We start from the raw sequence: 17,030 nt of genomic DNA on the forward strand, positions 1-17,030 counted from the left end.
AGATAATGGGATGTAAAAATATTTAATTTTTAAGATAGCACATGCAAGGTATAAATAAAAATTTTGAGACAATGTTTGCTTCCTTACGCTCATCCGTTGCACATTAAAACAATTTTAATGTTAAACGTTTTATAATTTGACGGGTCATAGCTATATTGATACCGGAGTATACCGGTCAAATTTTAATCCTGATGAAACAATGAAAGCTATAAAAAGAATAAGCGGTTTATGTTTAATAGCATTTTTGATAATGCTTGCCGCTCCAAATAAAGTAAGGGCACAGCAGGGAGAGTATGTATCTGATCAGCAATTCTATGATGATCTTGATCCGTATGGTACCTGGGTTGATGATCCTAACTATGGTAATGTTTGGATACCTGATGCCGAAGACGGATTCAGGCCTTATGCCACACGCGGGCATTGGGTAATGACAGATTATGGTAATACCTGGGTTTCTGATTATCCCTGGGGATGGGCCACCTTTCACTACGGCCGCTGGCGCTATGATGATTATTATGGATGGGAATGGATTCCTGGTCATGAATGGGCACCGGCCTGGGTAAGCTGGAGAAGTGGCGGTGGTTATTACGGATGGGCTCCGCTAACACCGGGTATCAGCATCAGTATTTCATTCGGCAATAGCTATCGCGTGCCCGATTACTATTGGGTATGTGCACCGCAAGCCTATATTAACCGCCCTAACATCAATAATTATTATGTATCAAATACCCGGGTGGTTAACATTATTCATAATACAACGGTTATTAACAATACCTACGTTTATAATAATCGTACTTATGTAACTGGTCCACCGGTTAATGAAGTTAGGCGGGTAACCCGTCAAAATGTGCAGGTATACCGGGTTAATAATATTAACCAGCCTGGCTCCGGCTCCAGAACAAGTATTACCAATAACAGGCTTAATATTTACAGACCCGAGATCAGAAAGAGTACCGATGCGCGACCAGCAAGGGTAGTAAATGCTACTGAGTACCGTAAAGAAAACCCCAATAATGGTATTGCGCACCGCGTAGGCGGACAGGCAACCGTAAACCGTAATAATGCTGCCCGCCTGGCCGAAGTTGCCAAGAGCAGTAATAACAGGTTGGTAAGAGTTAACAATAATCAACCAGCCGGACAACGTACACAACAGCCTAACACAAATCCGGCTGTACAGCAACGTCAGCAGCAACAACTGCAACGTCAGCAGCAGGAAGCTCAGCGTCAGCAGCAACAAGGCCAACGCCAGCAGCAGGATGTTCAACGTCAGCAGCAACAAGGCCAACGCCAGCGTCAGGATGTTCAGCAGCAACAACAGCAGGCTCAGCGCCAACAACAAGAGGTGCAGCAGCAACGTGATCAGGCCCAACGCCAGCAGCGCCAGGTTCAGCAGCAGCAACAGCAGGCTCAACGCCAGCAGCAAGAGGTGCAGCAGCAACGTGATCAGGCCCAACGTCAACAGCGCGAAGTTCAACAGCAGCAACAGCAAGCTCAGCGCCAGCAGCAAGAGGTGCAGCAACAACGTGATCAGGCCCAACGTCAGCAGCGCGAAGTTCAACAACAGCAACAGCAGGCTCAGCGCCAACAGCAGGAAGTGCAGCGTCAACAGCAACAAGCTCAGCGTCAACAGCAACAAGCTCAGCGTCAGCAACAGCAAGCTCAACAACAGCAGCAACAAGCCGAGCGTCAGCAGCAGGCCGCACAACGTCAGCAGCAGCAACAACAACAGGCAGCTCAGCGTCAACAACAGCAGGCTCAGCAACAACAGCAAGCCGCGCAACGTCAGCAACAACAACAGCAGCAACAGGCCCAGCGTCAGCAACAAGCGGCGCAACGCCAGCAGCAACAACAACAGCAACAGGCCCAGCGTCAACAGCAAGAGGCTCAACGCCAGCAACAACAGCGGCAGCAACAAGAGCAGCAGCAAGGCGAAGGTCAACGTACCAGGCCATAATTTGATTGTTTAGCTGATATAACAGATATTCATAGCACATATAAACCAATAGCGGTTTATATGTGCTATTTTTATGGCTCATATTTTAAGCCTTTATATTGATGAAAACCCTTTTTCCTGCCGGTCTTGCTGTTGTTTTATTTTTTCTTTTATGTCCGTTTAACGGGAATGCCCAAGCCGCGCAAAAAAGCGGCGACAAAAAAGCAAACCAAATTAATTTTATTGAAAACTCCTGGAGCGAAGCTTTAAAACAGGCTGCCGCTAAAAAGAAATATATTTTTGTTGATGCCTACGCCACCTGGTGTGGTCCCTGCAAGCTGCTTAAAGCTACTACCTTTAAAAATAAGGATGTAATAGCTTTTTACAACAGCAATTTTATCAACGTAGCTATGGATATGGAAAAAGGCCAGGGGCCCGAGCTTGCCGCCCAATGGGGTTTACAGGCATATCCCACGCTCATTATTTTTAATGCTGCCGGCAAACCCGTTTATGGAACGGTTGGCTTTCTTAAACCAGATGATCTGATCAAATTTGGTGTGCAGGGTTTAAATAAATAAGGCTCTTAATCAGGGAGAATAATACCGGCCTCTGGCTAATAGCTTACAAATAAGAAGGACCGCGTGATTAATTCACCCGGCCCTTTTGTTTTTATATAAAGAGTAAACCTGATTACTTAACAATAAAGCTGCCTTGTAATATAGCTAAAACCTGGGTCATGCTTAAAGGCTCATCGAATGCCGCTGTAGCTATAGAAACAGAAGTGGTGCTACCGGCAAAACTTTTTAGTGTGGTAACATCAACGCCGCCCTGGGTTACATTTTGCTCGCCGTCATAATTGGCGTTTACAAGCGAAATGCCGGTATCATTACCTACAGTAGCGGTACTGGTGATCCATGGGTTTTGCCCACGGATAGAGCGGATAGCCGAAGCATGACGGGCTTCTACTGCGTGGATAGATAACGCAGCAGTTAATACGGTTTGGTATAAACCGGCTTTAACACCTTCTGCAGCTGCTTTGTTAGCCAAAATATTTTCTGCCTGACCTTTGTAGGCACGTACGCCGGTATCTTCAAACACCTGGGCCACGGCCAAAAAGGTTTGATAGTTGGTTAGCACATCCTTAAATGGTCCATTACCCTGGTTGTTGCCCGCGGTTAAATCAAATTGAGGTGCCGATACCGGTGTGGCGCCCAATGAGGTAATAACAGCCTTTAAGAAGGTTACGTGATTGTTTTCATCACGGGTTACCTGGTTAAAGTAATTGGTAGCTGCTGCGGCTGGTATCAAAGCGGTTCCTTTGGCTGCACCTGCATTATAAAAAGTTGATTCCAGGTACTCCAATGTAAGCGCGTAATTCAATATCGCTACTACTGATGGGGTAGATGAACTTTGAGCATATGCTTTTTTAAAGATAGCGCCTACTGCAAATGGCATAGCGGCTAATGCTACTTTTGAACCAAAGCTGGTTATGTTTTTGATCACATCACGGCGTTCACTTATTCTGCCGTAAACTTCCGGATCAACATTTTCAATTTCTTCTATGATATTAAATAAATTCATGATGATGGGGTTTTAAACGGATGCGTAACCGTAGTTTACTGCTGTAACTTTAGTTTTTAAATAGGTATTGGCTATCTTAAGCACTTGGGCTATAGAGGCTGATGCATTTAAACTGTTTGTGGTATCCACTACATCTGGTCCGGCAAAAGAACCAGGAGTGATCAAATCGCGGATCAATGCAGCGTGACGTGCTTCTACCGAAACAATTTTACCGGCTATAGTTAAGTAGGCCGGAGTAGTGATCAGGTAACCGGCTCCGTCATAAGCAGTAACACCGGTATCTTCAAAAGCTGCTGCTGCTGCCAATACACTGGCGCGGCTGCTGAAGTTGATAGAAGAAAAATCTGGTGTTAAAGATGAAATTGCACCGGCGCCAAGGGCTGCTTTAAAAAATTCGCGGTGTAAAACCTCATGATCGCGGATGTCAGTCAACATAGATGTTTCTGCCGAAGTAATGCCACTATAAGGAGTAGCGGTCACCTGTAAGTAAAAGGCAGCTTCCAGTTGCTCCAGCGCATAGGCATAGTTTAAAATGGCTAAGTCGCCCGAAGCGCCAAGGTCAATAGTACCGGCAGGAGGATTGGGGGTGATCTTATGATCTTTGTGGCATGATGCAGCAGTGGCCAATAAGCCCACGGAGGCAACACCAACACCAGCATAACGCAAAAACGACCTCCGGGCCATATTTGCATTTAACATGCTTTCTTGTGAGTCTGTTTTCATAGAAATTAATTTTTTGAAAGTTTCAATTAGTTTTGTTTTGTAGATGATATACGCCTAATTGAACATGCCGGATTGGCGAATGTTGATAAATAACCCACTCCAAATAAGAGTAGTTTTATTTTAAATTAATTTCACTTGCGAAGTAATTAAAAATTTTCACTAAGGTAGACGGATCAGGGATATAAAATGGCAGCCCGATTTTGCCATTTATTTTGGTTATATTTGTGAGTATACAGCAGCCCGGTTTTTCGCTTATCCGAAAAACCGGGCTGTTTGGTTAAGGGAAGAACAAGCCGTAAAATAAGTTATTTAGTGTGTAGTTGTTTGATTTTCAATAAATTGAAACTTTTTAAAGCAAAAAAAACGCACTTAAATTTGTTAAAAAGTGTTAAAATCGATGGTTTTGGATAGATTTTAAGCGATTTTCGACTCATTTTTGGCCATTTTTTATACAGAAAAGTGTTAAAAATGAAGGTTTAAAAAGTTTTATAAATAAATCTTTAGACTCGTGTGAGTTGACTTGTGGAAATTTGAAGGGATTGCCGGAAGGAAAATAAAAAAGGCCGAAAAACTCTCGCAGTGTTTCGGCCCTACATCTACCTATGAAAAACAACCCTTTTAGAAGGGTAATAATCTTAATTCAAATGCAATGCCAATTGCCTAATAGCTATAATTAAGCAAGCAAAAGGCAAATTGAGGCGCTGTTTATCAATGTGTTGTAGAAAATACTTCCCAATATGTGGGTATCAATTACACGGGAGTTAATAATTGATGCTCAATAAAAATATAAATACCAACTCCGGAAACCATACCACCATATCATTGTTATCAGTTTATGGACCATAACGTTTACTTATTGGCAACCGATCCTAAAAACCCTTGCCGGGATGTTATTCATTCCAGGGATACCCGTTTAAAGGTTAGGGTTTATTGTCTTGATGAGGAACAGTTTAGGCCCGATGACGACGAAGTGCAGTTATATGGCTATGCCAATAGTAAATTATTTGCCTTTGAAACCATTGATATTGCCGCAGAAGATGCTATTGACCTTGTTGGCGCCATAAAATGGTATGCCAGCTATATCCAATGCCCAAACATGGAAATTTTGCCCGAAGACCCACGCCCTGGGCGAAATAATATAGCTATGTGAGATCTTAAAAAAGGCATTGTGTAATTTTTATTATTAATAATCAGCGGGTTAATATAAATTCAAAATTTTTTTTTGAAGAATAGATCAGAACTTCTATATTTGCAGACCCAAAAGCAAGGGAGTTTAGCTCAGCTGGTTCAGAGCATCTGCCTTACAAGCAGAGGGTCACTGGTTCGAACCCAGTAACTCCCACACTTTTAAACCCTTCAGATTAAGTTCTGAGGGGTTTTTTGTTTGATGATAGTTTCAAATAGCTATAATGAAGCCCAGATTGATAGTATATTGTTAGTAGGGATTGAAATGGCACCCTGAACAATGACTTTCACCAGGACTTAAAACAGGAATTGGACCTATTGACGCCTTATTCTTTCTACACAGAATTTACAAAAGCAGAATATATCTTGTGCATGATTTAAAAAGTAATGATGTTAATTACGGTTTGGTAAATCATTTGAACCACTTAGAGTACCAATGCCGGTGAATGGAGTATAGGAGAGTTTGTTTTAATGAGAAGTTTCTTACTGTAAAAAAGCTTTTGGAAGAGGGTGTTAATAATATATAAAGTTATTATTAATATTATTGAAAGTCATTGGGCCGAAATGATAAATAATTATATTTGGAGCACCTTAACCCTGCAACATGATTATATTATCACAATAGCCTCTTTTAGCCTTCAGAAAGGCTTCAATCAGCATTTATTTATTCTATAACAACTTGGTACCAATCTAAGCAGATTGATTTTGCCTACTATATAATAAACTCTTAGCCCTACTTATCATGAAACTCATCTTTTCACTATTTCTATTTTTAAGCATTTCATCGTTAGTACATGCCCAATGGACGACGAATGGAGCAAATACTATTACTTCAACCACTAATTCCGTTGGTATTGGTACAACAACGCCTGTCTCTCCATTACAAGTACAAATATCTAACCTAGGATTAAATATCACAGGTGGTTTTCGAAACTCAAATAATGGGGCGGGGAATGGTACGACGACAGCTGGTACTGCTGTTGGGATTGGCTTTCTTAATGAATTAAACGGAAATTGGTGGAAAGCTGCTATTGTCCATGAAAGAACGAACGCCTATGGCGTAGGGAACTTGCATTTTTTAGTCAATAATTCGATAGACAATTCAACCGTTACGCTGAATGATGCAAAAATGACGATACAATCTTCAGGTAATGTGGGTATTGGGACAACAACACCAGCGGCTAAGCTGGAAGTATATGGAACTGCGCTTGTAGCCGGTAATAATGCAAACATAGATAATAGAAATGGCAATTTACCACTGACTTTTTTGGAAAACACGGGTAAAATGTTGATCGGATGGAATAGGACGCAGGGCGCAGGTGAAACTGACTTTATCAGCAATCAAGGAGGTGGAAGCGTGGGCGGCTTTGCATTTTACAATCATTCCAATACCGGTACAGAAAATCAAGTGATGTGGCTCACCGGTGATGGTCGGTTGATGATTGGCCTGAGTACTGGCAATACGGGCAATAACAAACTGGCTGTTGGTGGTGGTATTATAGCGGAAGCCGTTACTGTCAAATTACAATCAGCTTGGCCTGATTACGTATTCAAAAAGGATTACCAACTCCCGTCGCTCCAGGAAGTTAAAACTTACATCGATCAAAACCAACATTTACCAGAGGTTCCATCTGAACAACAAATATCTAAAGATGGCTTGAATTTAGGTGAAATGAATAAACTGTTGATGAAGAAAGTTGAAGAGCTGACACTGTATATGATTGAAATGAAAAGCGAAAACGAGGAGATCAAAAAAGAGTTAAAAAAGCTAAAAAAGAGATAATACCATGAAAACATTTTGCAGGATTGTTGGCATATGTATGTTGCTACTGAAGTTTACCAATTCCTTTGGCCAAAAATTACCAATAACTCAAATCAACATCCCAACGCCAAATGCAGGCACCTTGGGACTGTATGGTGAAGTCCCGGTTTCTCTATTTACAGGAACGCCTAATATTAGTGTGCCTATTTATCAAGTCAAGGAAGGGAATTTTACTATCCCCGTTAGTTTGTCATATCATTATTCCGGTTTGCACCCGGATGTACCTCCAGGATGGGTAGGTAATGGCTGGAGCCTGATGGCTGGTGGCGTTATTACAAGGGTGGTTAAGACAGCTCCCGATGAACTTGCTACTAATAACCCCAATTCACCTAACCCTAAACAAGGCTTTTACTATAACACAAATTATCTGCAAGACCAAAACTGGGAAACAACAACTTCGCTGAATAATTATTTTCATGGTAGCGGTAGCCCCTATCCCCCCGCTGCTAATCATGAATTGGCTCCCGATGAGTTTAACTTTAATTTTTTGGGTATAAGTGGTTCTTTCTATCTTAACGAAAATCAGCAGTGGAAAGTAAAATCGGACAGGGATATTAAAGTATCTTTTGATGGCAGCTTTATATATCCATTTATTTTTAATCCGAGTTTTGTGCCTGTCTTTAATCAGGACAACCCTGTTACCAAAACATTTCGAAGTTTTACTTTGACAGACGAAGATGGCACGCAGTATAATTTCGGGGAAAATGAAGCTATAGAATATTCAGAAAACTGGATAGATCAACTATTGAATACTTCTTTTACTGCAACAAGCTGGTATCTGACCAGCATAATTTTACCAAACGGGAAAAGTATAACGTTTAAATATGACCGAGGACCATTTATTCCGCAGCTGGACTTATATTATACCTATGCACAAAAATACAGCCCAGGATCAACGGGGATAAGCTCTTATTTTAATCTTAATGTACCTTGTGGACAGGAAGCTTTTGACGCGGCGTTTAATGGTAAATGGGTATATAGTGGTAAACTATTATCTCCTATTTATCTGAGCTCTATCGAAACCTCCAACAGTATTATTAACTTCAAAACAACTGCCAGCAACGCAAAATACTATACGCTCAATCAATACAATCAGGCGATAAGATCAATTACACAAGGAGCTGCTGTATTCCCATCGCAATATTTAGCCGATAATAACTATATTTTTACTTTGCTGCTAAGATACAATGAGCAGTATCAGGATTTTGGGATACCATATTACAGCCAGAACAGGGCTACTCTGTCGCCAAATCTTGGACCAAATGATGACCCCATGAGCTACTATGCCCGGAGGTTTGTTTGGCTCAAACTTTCTGATATAACAGTTACCAGTAAGTTTAATAATTCAACCATATATAAATATCATTTAAACTATGATGAAACCAGCCGGTTGAAATTAAAAGATTTTCAAAACCTGGATAATAGTGGCAGCTTGGTTAACCAGTATCACTTTGATTATAATCCGCTCGCATTACCAGAATATCTGGTAGACCAAACAGATCACTGGGGATATTATAACAACGTTCATCAGCCAAGTAGTTATAGTGGATATACCAATCAAAAGAATGCAAGTAACAATTCTTTTGCTGAAATTCTTGATAAAATCACCTATCCTACGGGAGGGTCGTCTCAGTTTGTTCCGGAACTGCACCAATATAGCGCATTAATAGATGTTAATAATCCATCAGCCGCTCCTGTATCAAGTAGTGGGTATGCAGGAGGTGTACGAATAAAAAAAATAATAAATAATGACGGTTTTGGCCATGTGATGACCTCCAACTATTTTTATGTAAAGGGTTATACCAACACAACAGATCCGGCTACTTTACCATCAAGCGGAGAATTATCAGGTATTCCTATTTATACCTATAGTAACCTTAATGGTGTAGCAGATGATGGTCGTAGTTATACCTATAACCTTTTTAATACGCAGCCTGTTATACCGGCAAGTCAGAATAGCGCGGGTTCCTACATCGGTTATTCAAGTGTTGTTGAACAGCGTTCTGACGGAAGCTATACCATCAGCAATTTTACCAATTACAGTAGTGGAGCCGCCTTTCGTGATGCGAATGCTTTGGCAATTTTGAATGGTAATCAGTATCCGTTTTTACCCCTAAATGAAAACAGTGAATTACGTGGTAAACCATTGTCTGTGCAAAACTTTAATAGCTCGGGTAAAATAGTAGCCGATAAAACCTACAGCAACTTCCAGACTATTCCAAGTTCGTTAAATTATATACGTTCGGTTACCGGAATACCAGAACTCATCTGCGACTCGCACTGGGTTTATATTGCCAGCGCCAACAGAAAATACCTCTATAGTTATGTGCCTACGCAATTAACAGAACGCTTGTATAAGCCTGATGGTAATTATGTTGAACAAATAACTAATACAGTTTATGATAACCAGTACCGAAAAATTAATTCCAAAACAATTAGTACAAGCGGTAACAATAGTTTAAACTATACATACACTTACCCATTTAACAGCTCAGGAGCTGTTTATCAAGCCATGGTACAAAGAAATATTGTTAGTCCGATGATCAGTCAGCAAATATCAAGAGGTACGGATCCGGTTGATTTTAAACAGTTTAATTATAAGCAATGGGATGATTTTAACTTTTTGCCGCAAAGCATGGACAGTAAAGTTGCCAATAACAATATCGATAGGAGGACCGAATACCTTATGTATGATCCTAATGGTAACTTAAAAAGCACATCGCAGGAAAATGGCGTAATAACGTCATATGAGTGGGGTTATAATAACAATTACCCCGTAGTTCAAATAAAAAATGCCGTAAATAACGTAACCCTGGGTCCAATAGCTCAACAAACAGCATCGATAGGTTATTCCAATGAAAAGGGAGATGGGAGCTTTGTAGTAAATACTGACCCACAGGTTACTCCATTTACTACCGGTGTTGCCAATGGTTCTGTAACTATTACGGCAGGTAATGGTAACTTCATCAGTTTGAATGGCGGACATATAGACATCACCGGGACACTTACCGGGCCAAACGGATATTCTAAAAGCATCGCACTTTCCGTAACAGATGCCAATCCATCAGCTGCTATAACCATTACAGGGTTAGCAACGGGGACATATAGTCTCACTTCTTCTGCAGGGTTTTACACCCTTCCTAATATTAGTTATGTTGCAGGTTTAAGTATTCTGTATCCTACCAACACCACTACTGTGGGAACCAAGGAGTTTTACTACGAAGGTTTTGAAGAGAGTGCGGCGGGTGTCTCGGGCCAGGCACATACCGGTAGAAAATATGGTACAAACAATACGGTATCATGGCCGATTCCCGCTACAGGACGGACTTATAAGATTAGTTATTGGTATCTCGCAGGTTCGGTGTGGAAATATTCGGGAGAGCAAAGTTATCAGGGGCCGTCCTTTACCATGCAGTCGGCGAACGCCTATGATGATATCAGAATATACCCGGTAGATGCGGAAATGACTACCTATACTTATGAACCACTGATAGGTATAACGAGTTCGATAGATCCAAAAGGAGAAACAACATATTATGAGTATGATTCTTTCCAACGATTAATGAACGTCAGGGACAAGGATCAAAATATCATTAAACATATAGATTATCATTACCAGGGACAATAAAAACCTTATCACTAATGAAAATAAAAGCAAATCAAACCTTTCTCCTGTCATTCAGGATGTCATGGACGTGCTTACTGGTATTGTTAAGTTTGAATGTAAAAGCCCAGTACATCCCCAGTCCGGCTCAATTAAATACAGCCGCCACTACGCCTGGTAATTACTTCAATGAAACCAGTATTACGCTACAGCCCGGTTTCTCGGCGACGGCTACAAGCAATAATACTTATAAATATTCAATTAGTATTCCAGACTGCTTACCACTAACCAATAATTTCAGTCAAAATCTAAACTTTATTGTAACTACAATTCCCAGGATACCCTTAAACTCGTTCATAACATCACAGCAAACGAGTTGTAACCTGATGCAAAGAGTACAGTATTTTGATGGATTAGGGCGGGGATTGCAAACGGTGCAGGTAAAAGGGTCGACACTTAATAAGGACGTTGTACAGCCATTCACCTACGATCAACTTGGCCGGGAGGCAACTAAATATTTGCCCTATGCCCCACCTACGGGTATAAGTGACGGCAGTTACAAGTCAGATGCGCTCACAGCGGGTGCCGGTCAGAATCTGTTCTACACAACGCCACCTGTCGGGGTAAGCTCGGTCTCCTACCCTTCGTCAAGTACTACTTTTGAGGCCTCCCCATTAAGTCGGGTGCTAGAGCAAGGTGCGCCTGGTGCACCCTGGCAGTTATCTGCCAGCGGAGTAAGTGGTAGCGGGCATACTGTAAAGGCAGATTATGGGATGAATGGGACAAATGATGTAATGCAATGGGCGGTGAATCCGACAGGAAACGGGGTAACCGGGGGCAATACTTATTATCCCGCAAATCAATTGTATTCAACAACTACAACAGATGAGAATGGTAACAATACAATAGAATATAAAGATAAAGAAGGACATATCGTATGTAAAAAAGTTCAGTCGGGTTCTACTACTTATCTGGCCACTTATTACATATATAATTATCTCAATAATCTGTCTTATGTAATACCTCCATTGCCTGCGGGAACGGCCTACCCCGCCAGCATGACTGAAAGCGCGACCGACGCTGTGTTTTTAAACTATGCATATAGTTATCACTATGACCAACGAAACAGGCTGATAGAAAAAAAGATACCTGGAAAAGGTTGGGAGTTTATGGTATATAATACACTTGATCAATTGGTTATGAGCCAGGATGCCAATCAGCGTAATAAAACACTTCAGGAATGGAGTTTTACTAAATACGACGCTATGGGGCGGGTGGTGATGACCGGCACAGCATCTACCAATACCGCGGCAGATGCAAACATCGCTTCGCCCAACCGCACTTTATTCAATGCAGAAATCGCCCTTTTTAATGACCCTGCGCATACTAAATGGGAAACCAGAGATAATACGACAACAACCGGCTACAATAATGTGAGTGATCCGATAGGAACTAACGTGACTAATTTAACGGTTAATTATTATGATGACTATGCCTTTCCGGGTAAACCGACAACGTTTACAACACCCCCGGGTGCCAGTATAATGACCCGTGGCTTGCTTACAGGTACAAAAAAGGCGGTACTTAACACGCTTGGCAACGCCACTCCGGATGTATTATGGACAGTTCAGTACTATGATGATTTTGGTAGAATAACTCAATCATATTCTCAGCATTATTTAGGAGGTGTATCAAGCCCCTATAACTATGACCTGGTTACAAATACCTATGACTTTACAAGTGAACTAACAGCCAGCACCCGTCAGCATTTTACTAAAAATACAGGGAATACAGCAGCTGTGCTGGGAGTTACTATTGTTAATACTTATGTATATGACCATATGGGGCGTAAAACCCAAACTTTGGAACAGATTAATGGCGGAAGCAATGTACTATTGTCTCAGAGCGATTATAATGAAATTGGTCAGCTGCAAGCCAAACACCTGCATTCTGTAGCCGGCTCCCCATTTCTGCAGGATATTAGTTACCTATATAATGAAAGAGGCTGGTTGTTGAAAGTCAATGACCCGGCTATCGCTACCACACCTACCAGGCTTTTTGCCGAGCAGTTAAACTATAATTTGCCAACAAATGGAGCTCTTGCGCAATACGATGGCAATATATCTGAACAGGTGTATAATGCAGGAGTAAGCGGGAACAGGTTTGTTAAATATAGTTATGATGCCCTGAACCGGTTAACGAATGGTATCAGTAGTGCAGGCTTTAGTGAAAGCAATATTAGTTATGATGAGTTGGGTAATATCAAATCACTGACCAGAGGAACCAATGCTCCATACACTTACAGTTACGTTGGTAACCAACTGCAAACGGTAAGCGGGCTCACCGGAAGCACCTATACTTATGACAATAACGGAAACATGTTGCATGATGGACGTAATAATAATAATATTACGTACAATATGCTCAACTTGCCTCAGACGGTAAGCGGAGGAGCAACCATTACATATGTTTATGATGCAAGTGGAGAGAAATTACGGAAGATCAGTGCAGGAGTATCCACAGATTATATCAATGGTATACAATATAAGGCAGATGGCACAATTGACTTTATTCAAACAGCGGAAGGTCATGCAAACAGGAGTGGAGCCAATTATGTGTATGAATATACCCTAACAGATCACCTGGGGAATAACAGGGTAGCATTTGATCAGGCCAATGGTAAGGTGGGTGAAGATGATTACTATCCATTTGGGATGAATGTACATCGGTTGGTGAATGCCGGGAATAAATATCTTTATAATCAGAAGGAGTTGCAAGAAGAGCTGACCCAATACGATTATGGTGCGCGATTTTATGATCCGGTCATTGCTAGATGGACGGCTGTGGATCCCTTGACTGATATATATCAACACTGGTCTCCATATAATTATGTTGCTAATAACCCTGTTAAAAACATAGATCCGAAAGGAGAAACGATATATGCAAGCCCATATGGTCATATATATTTAAATACCGATGATGGTCGTGATGATATTTATGTGGTTCCCTGGGAGATGACAGCTGATTTTATATATAATATTAATCTTTGGACATTAACCCAAAAAAACCCGGGTGTGCTTAATTCACGACAGTGGAATAATTATTGGCGCAGTAAGTTTAAAAAAGTAGTCAGTGATGAGGTTCTGCATCGATATGCATTTGGATTTTTTAGCTTAGATGAGAGTTTACAAGAAGAAGAAATAAAGGCATGGATTACTGGTGATGCAAAAGATATGCAAAAATTTCAAATGGATTATGTTAAATCACAATGGAGCGATCCCGTAATTGTGGTCGGGTCTATTTTGGCTTTTGCAGATGCGTTAATAGTAACTAAATTGCCAATAAATTTGAGGGCTAGCTATGTAGCTGAAGTAAGAGGGCTATCCAAAGTTGTTGATGAAATGCGGATTGGCGGATCTTCTTCCGAAGAAATCGCTAGAACTGTTTCCCAAATGCGCCGAGAAATAGGTGAAAAATATAAAGCGATGACACCTCGGGATGAATTGGAAAAAATATTTGAACGAAATTTAAACAAATATGGAGATAAATGGGGTCCCACTATAGATTACTTAAGGAAACAAGGAAAGTCTTGGGAAGACATAATTGAAAGTGCATTGAGAACAGGCGGTAAAGATTTAGGATATTAAGATTTTACAATATGATTCTTAAAAATTTCGATTCTCTAAATCATTTTTTTGATTTAGAGAATAAAAGAGTAATAATAGACAATTCCGAAAAGGAAACCATCGGTTGGTATAAGGATATTGATGAGGTAATAATAGCTTTATTTGCGTGGGAGCGTAAATTATTCTTGCAATTAGATGATTTAAAGTATTTTATTGGTGAGAGTTGTTTTTCCAAAATTGAAATATCAGGTATTAACACAGAAAAGGTATTTTATCTATACGATGGTACTTCAATGATCACCAAGTTTATTTATCCTGTTGAGCCTTCATATAATCAGTTATCACCATTTGAATATTTAGATGATGACGAATTTGATTGGGGACTTTTTCTATTGAATATTATAAATAACCCCCTAAGGAAGATTGAATTTATAAATAATAATGCTTAGTCTTCCCTCTACAGCAAACGCCCCTCTTGTGGTAAACAGGAAAAGTAAACACAATATCAAGCCCAACCATAACGATTGGGCTTTTACTTTTTATAAACTAACCTTGTTTTTGCGCGTTGAATGAGGCCATCTAATATTTATAAAAGCAGGATTTAGCTACTTTATTAAAAGATAACTGATGATAAGTAATGGGTGAATAATAGATTGGTTTACCTTTTAAGACGAATAGTTTAGAATCACCCCCAACTAATCCACACCAACAACATCCGATCAATTTAAACAAGCTTCAAATAACCGATAGAGCCAATTACAAGTCTAACAACAATCTACCGTTTAAATACAGTAGGCAGATATAGCATATAAACCATCCCCAACCGCATTCCCCTTTCCTATTTTCTAACAATCTTACTATTATAAGGGTACTTACAAAAACACTCAAAAAACAGGAAATAATTATGCTCTAGAACAGTCTTGATTTACATCCTCATGTAGTTTAAAATTGACTGCGAAGTCTGCACATTTTCAAAATACAGTTTTATTAGATACAAGACGTGTAAAGTTATTATAAGGTTAAATAGCTCACCTGCTTACCTTAAGTAATGACTTTTGAAAAGGTTTCAAAACAGGAGCTATGCTTGCATCAAATTATAGATAGGGGATGGTGTGAACTCGTGTCTTTTCTCTTCACAAAAGGTCCCAAAAACAATTCACAAATGTTTATTAATTAGTGCCCTGAACAATATGAATATTTTATACTCAACATTTGTTTAAAATGATAAATAATTATATTTGAAGCACCTTAACTCTGCAATATGATCGCATTATCACAGTAAGAACTCTAATCAATAGCTTTAAGAAAGGCTTCAATCAAGTACATTTTATTCATTTCATGACAATTTAGCATCAGTCTGTTACAGATCGATCTTGCCCTTATTTTTTTAAGTAAACTTTAAGCTCCTTATATTATGAAGAAACTATTCCTTTCCCTATCCCTATTTTTAAGCTTTTCGTCATTAGTGCATGCACAGTGGACAACTAATGGAGCGAATACCATTACTTCAACCACCAATTCTGTTGGTATTGGAACCACAGCACCGTCTCAAGTCCTTGATGTAACTGGAACAGGAGGAGCCTTTAGTGCTACAGGTAAAGCTAATGCAGCTTTTCTACAAGATCACACTAACTATAGAGGTATAAACCTTGGTTATGATAGCTCAGGTCAGATAGGTATTATTGGAAGCAGTACACCAGGAGTTCCGAGTAATCTCGCATTTTGGAACTATGGAGGTACTGGTTGGTTTGAGGCTATGCGTCTTACTTCCAATGGCTATTTAGGTATCGGAACAACAAACCCACAAACGAGTCTTCATGTGGTTGGTACCGGAGCAACATATGAGGCAGATAATTCAAAAGCAATCTCCGGAGGAGGATTGGTTATACAGGGAAATATTGGAGGGAGCAGATCAGCGGCAACAGGTGCTCAATTGGAGTTTGTATTGCCCGCAAATCCAGACGGAACCAACTTTTGGGGACAGGCCCGAATTATAACTGTTCCTGGTACGGCCTCTCCTGGTGCAGTTGGAAAAATGATTTTAGGTACCCGACGTAATATCAACAAATTTGGAACAGGCTATCAATTATATTATGGAGATGACCTGATTATTGATGGTGCCGGAAATATAGGTATTGGAATGATAAATCCTCAGAATAAATTGGATGTAAGAGGTAAAATCCATTCTCAATCGGTGGTAGTTGACATGTTAGGTTGGTCGGATTATGTTTTAAAAAAAGATTATCAGCTACCGTCCTTGCAGGAAGTAAAAGCCTATATCGATCAAAACCAACATTTACCAGAAATTCCATCAGAGCAGCAAATTGCTAAAGAAGGTTTGAACCTGGGGGAAATGAATAAACTGTTAATGAAAAAGGTTGAGGAATTGACTTTGTATTTGATTGAAAAAGACAAAAATGAAAAAGAGCAAATTGAAATTAATAATACTTTAAAATCAAAACTAAAAGCACAACAAGAACAAATTGATCGATTGGCTGAAACGGTTAACGGACTTATTCATAATTAGGATTTTTCCTGTAAATAAAAAAAGTGTTC

10 protein-coding genes and 1 tRNA gene are annotated in these 17,030 nt (G+C 40.1%); 9 read left to right on the forward strand and 2 right to left on the reverse strand.

Annotation, left to right across the window (positions count from 1 at the left end):
- The first annotated feature begins 199 nt into the window (after positions 1 to 199).
- Positions 200 to 1,954, forward strand: a complete 1,755-nt coding sequence (locus G7092_RS21775) for a DUF6600 domain-containing protein (RefSeq protein WP_166092495.1) — start codon at positions 200 to 202, stop codon at positions 1,952 to 1,954.
- A 101-nt stretch (positions 1,955 to 2,055) separates the two neighbouring features.
- Complete coding sequence (locus G7092_RS21780; protein WP_166092498.1) at positions 2,056 to 2,511, forward strand: thioredoxin family protein; 456 nt, start codon at positions 2,056 to 2,058, stop codon at positions 2,509 to 2,511.
- Positions 2,512 to 2,623: 112 nt separating this feature from the next.
- Here G7092_RS21780 and G7092_RS21785 read toward each other — a convergent pair whose 3' ends face one another.
- On the reverse strand, positions 2,624 to 3,514 hold the full coding sequence (locus G7092_RS21785) for a ferritin-like domain-containing protein (RefSeq protein WP_166092501.1): 891 nt from the start codon (positions 3,512 to 3,514) through the stop codon (positions 2,624 to 2,626).
- Between the two features lie 12 nt (positions 3,515 to 3,526).
- Entirely contained in the window at positions 3,527 to 4,237 is a 711-nt protein-coding gene (locus tag G7092_RS21790; RefSeq protein WP_166092503.1) for a ferritin-like domain-containing protein, read from the reverse strand.
- An 835-nt stretch (positions 4,238 to 5,072) separates the two neighbouring features.
- Here G7092_RS21790 and G7092_RS21795 point away from each other — a divergent pair.
- The 7 genes from G7092_RS21795 to G7092_RS21825 all read left to right on the forward strand — a co-directional run bounded on the left by G7092_RS21795 (position 5,073) and on the right by G7092_RS21825 (position 17,001).
- Positions 5,073 to 5,387, forward strand: coding sequence for a hypothetical protein (locus G7092_RS21795; protein ID WP_166092505.1), 315 nt, complete (start codon positions 5,073 to 5,075; stop codon positions 5,385 to 5,387).
- A gap of 117 nt (positions 5,388 to 5,504) precedes the next feature.
- Positions 5,505 to 5,579, forward strand: a tRNA-Val gene (locus tag G7092_RS21800).
- Positions 5,580 to 6,164: 585 nt separating this feature from the next.
- Positions 6,165 to 7,205 (forward strand): hypothetical protein, encoded by a 1,041-nt coding sequence (locus G7092_RS21805; protein ID WP_166092507.1) that lies wholly within the window; start codon positions 6,165 to 6,167, stop codon positions 7,203 to 7,205.
- Positions 7,206 to 7,209: 4 nt separating this feature from the next.
- On the forward strand, positions 7,210 to 10,872 hold the full coding sequence (locus G7092_RS21810; protein WP_166092510.1) for an RHS repeat domain-containing protein: 3,663 nt from the start codon (positions 7,210 to 7,212) through the stop codon (positions 10,870 to 10,872).
- Positions 10,873 to 10,886: 14 nt separating this feature from the next.
- Complete coding sequence (locus G7092_RS21815; protein ID WP_166092512.1) at positions 10,887 to 14,495, forward strand: DUF6443 domain-containing protein; 3,609 nt, start codon at positions 10,887 to 10,889, stop codon at positions 14,493 to 14,495.
- 11 nt (positions 14,496 to 14,506) lie between these two features.
- The gene (locus G7092_RS21820; RefSeq protein WP_166092514.1) at positions 14,507 to 14,923 is read left to right on the forward strand and encodes a hypothetical protein; all 417 of its coding nucleotides are present in this window, start codon (positions 14,507 to 14,509) and stop codon (positions 14,921 to 14,923) included.
- A 965-nt stretch (positions 14,924 to 15,888) separates the two neighbouring features.
- Positions 15,889 to 17,001, forward strand: a complete 1,113-nt coding sequence (locus G7092_RS21825) for a hypothetical protein (protein ID WP_166092516.1) — start codon at positions 15,889 to 15,891, stop codon at positions 16,999 to 17,001.
- The last annotated feature ends 29 nt before the right edge of the window (positions 17,002 to 17,030 follow it).

This window comes from Mucilaginibacter inviolabilis, from assembly GCF_011089895.1.
GTDB classification, from domain to species: domain Bacteria; phylum Bacteroidota; class Bacteroidia; order Sphingobacteriales; family Sphingobacteriaceae; genus Mucilaginibacter; species Mucilaginibacter inviolabilis.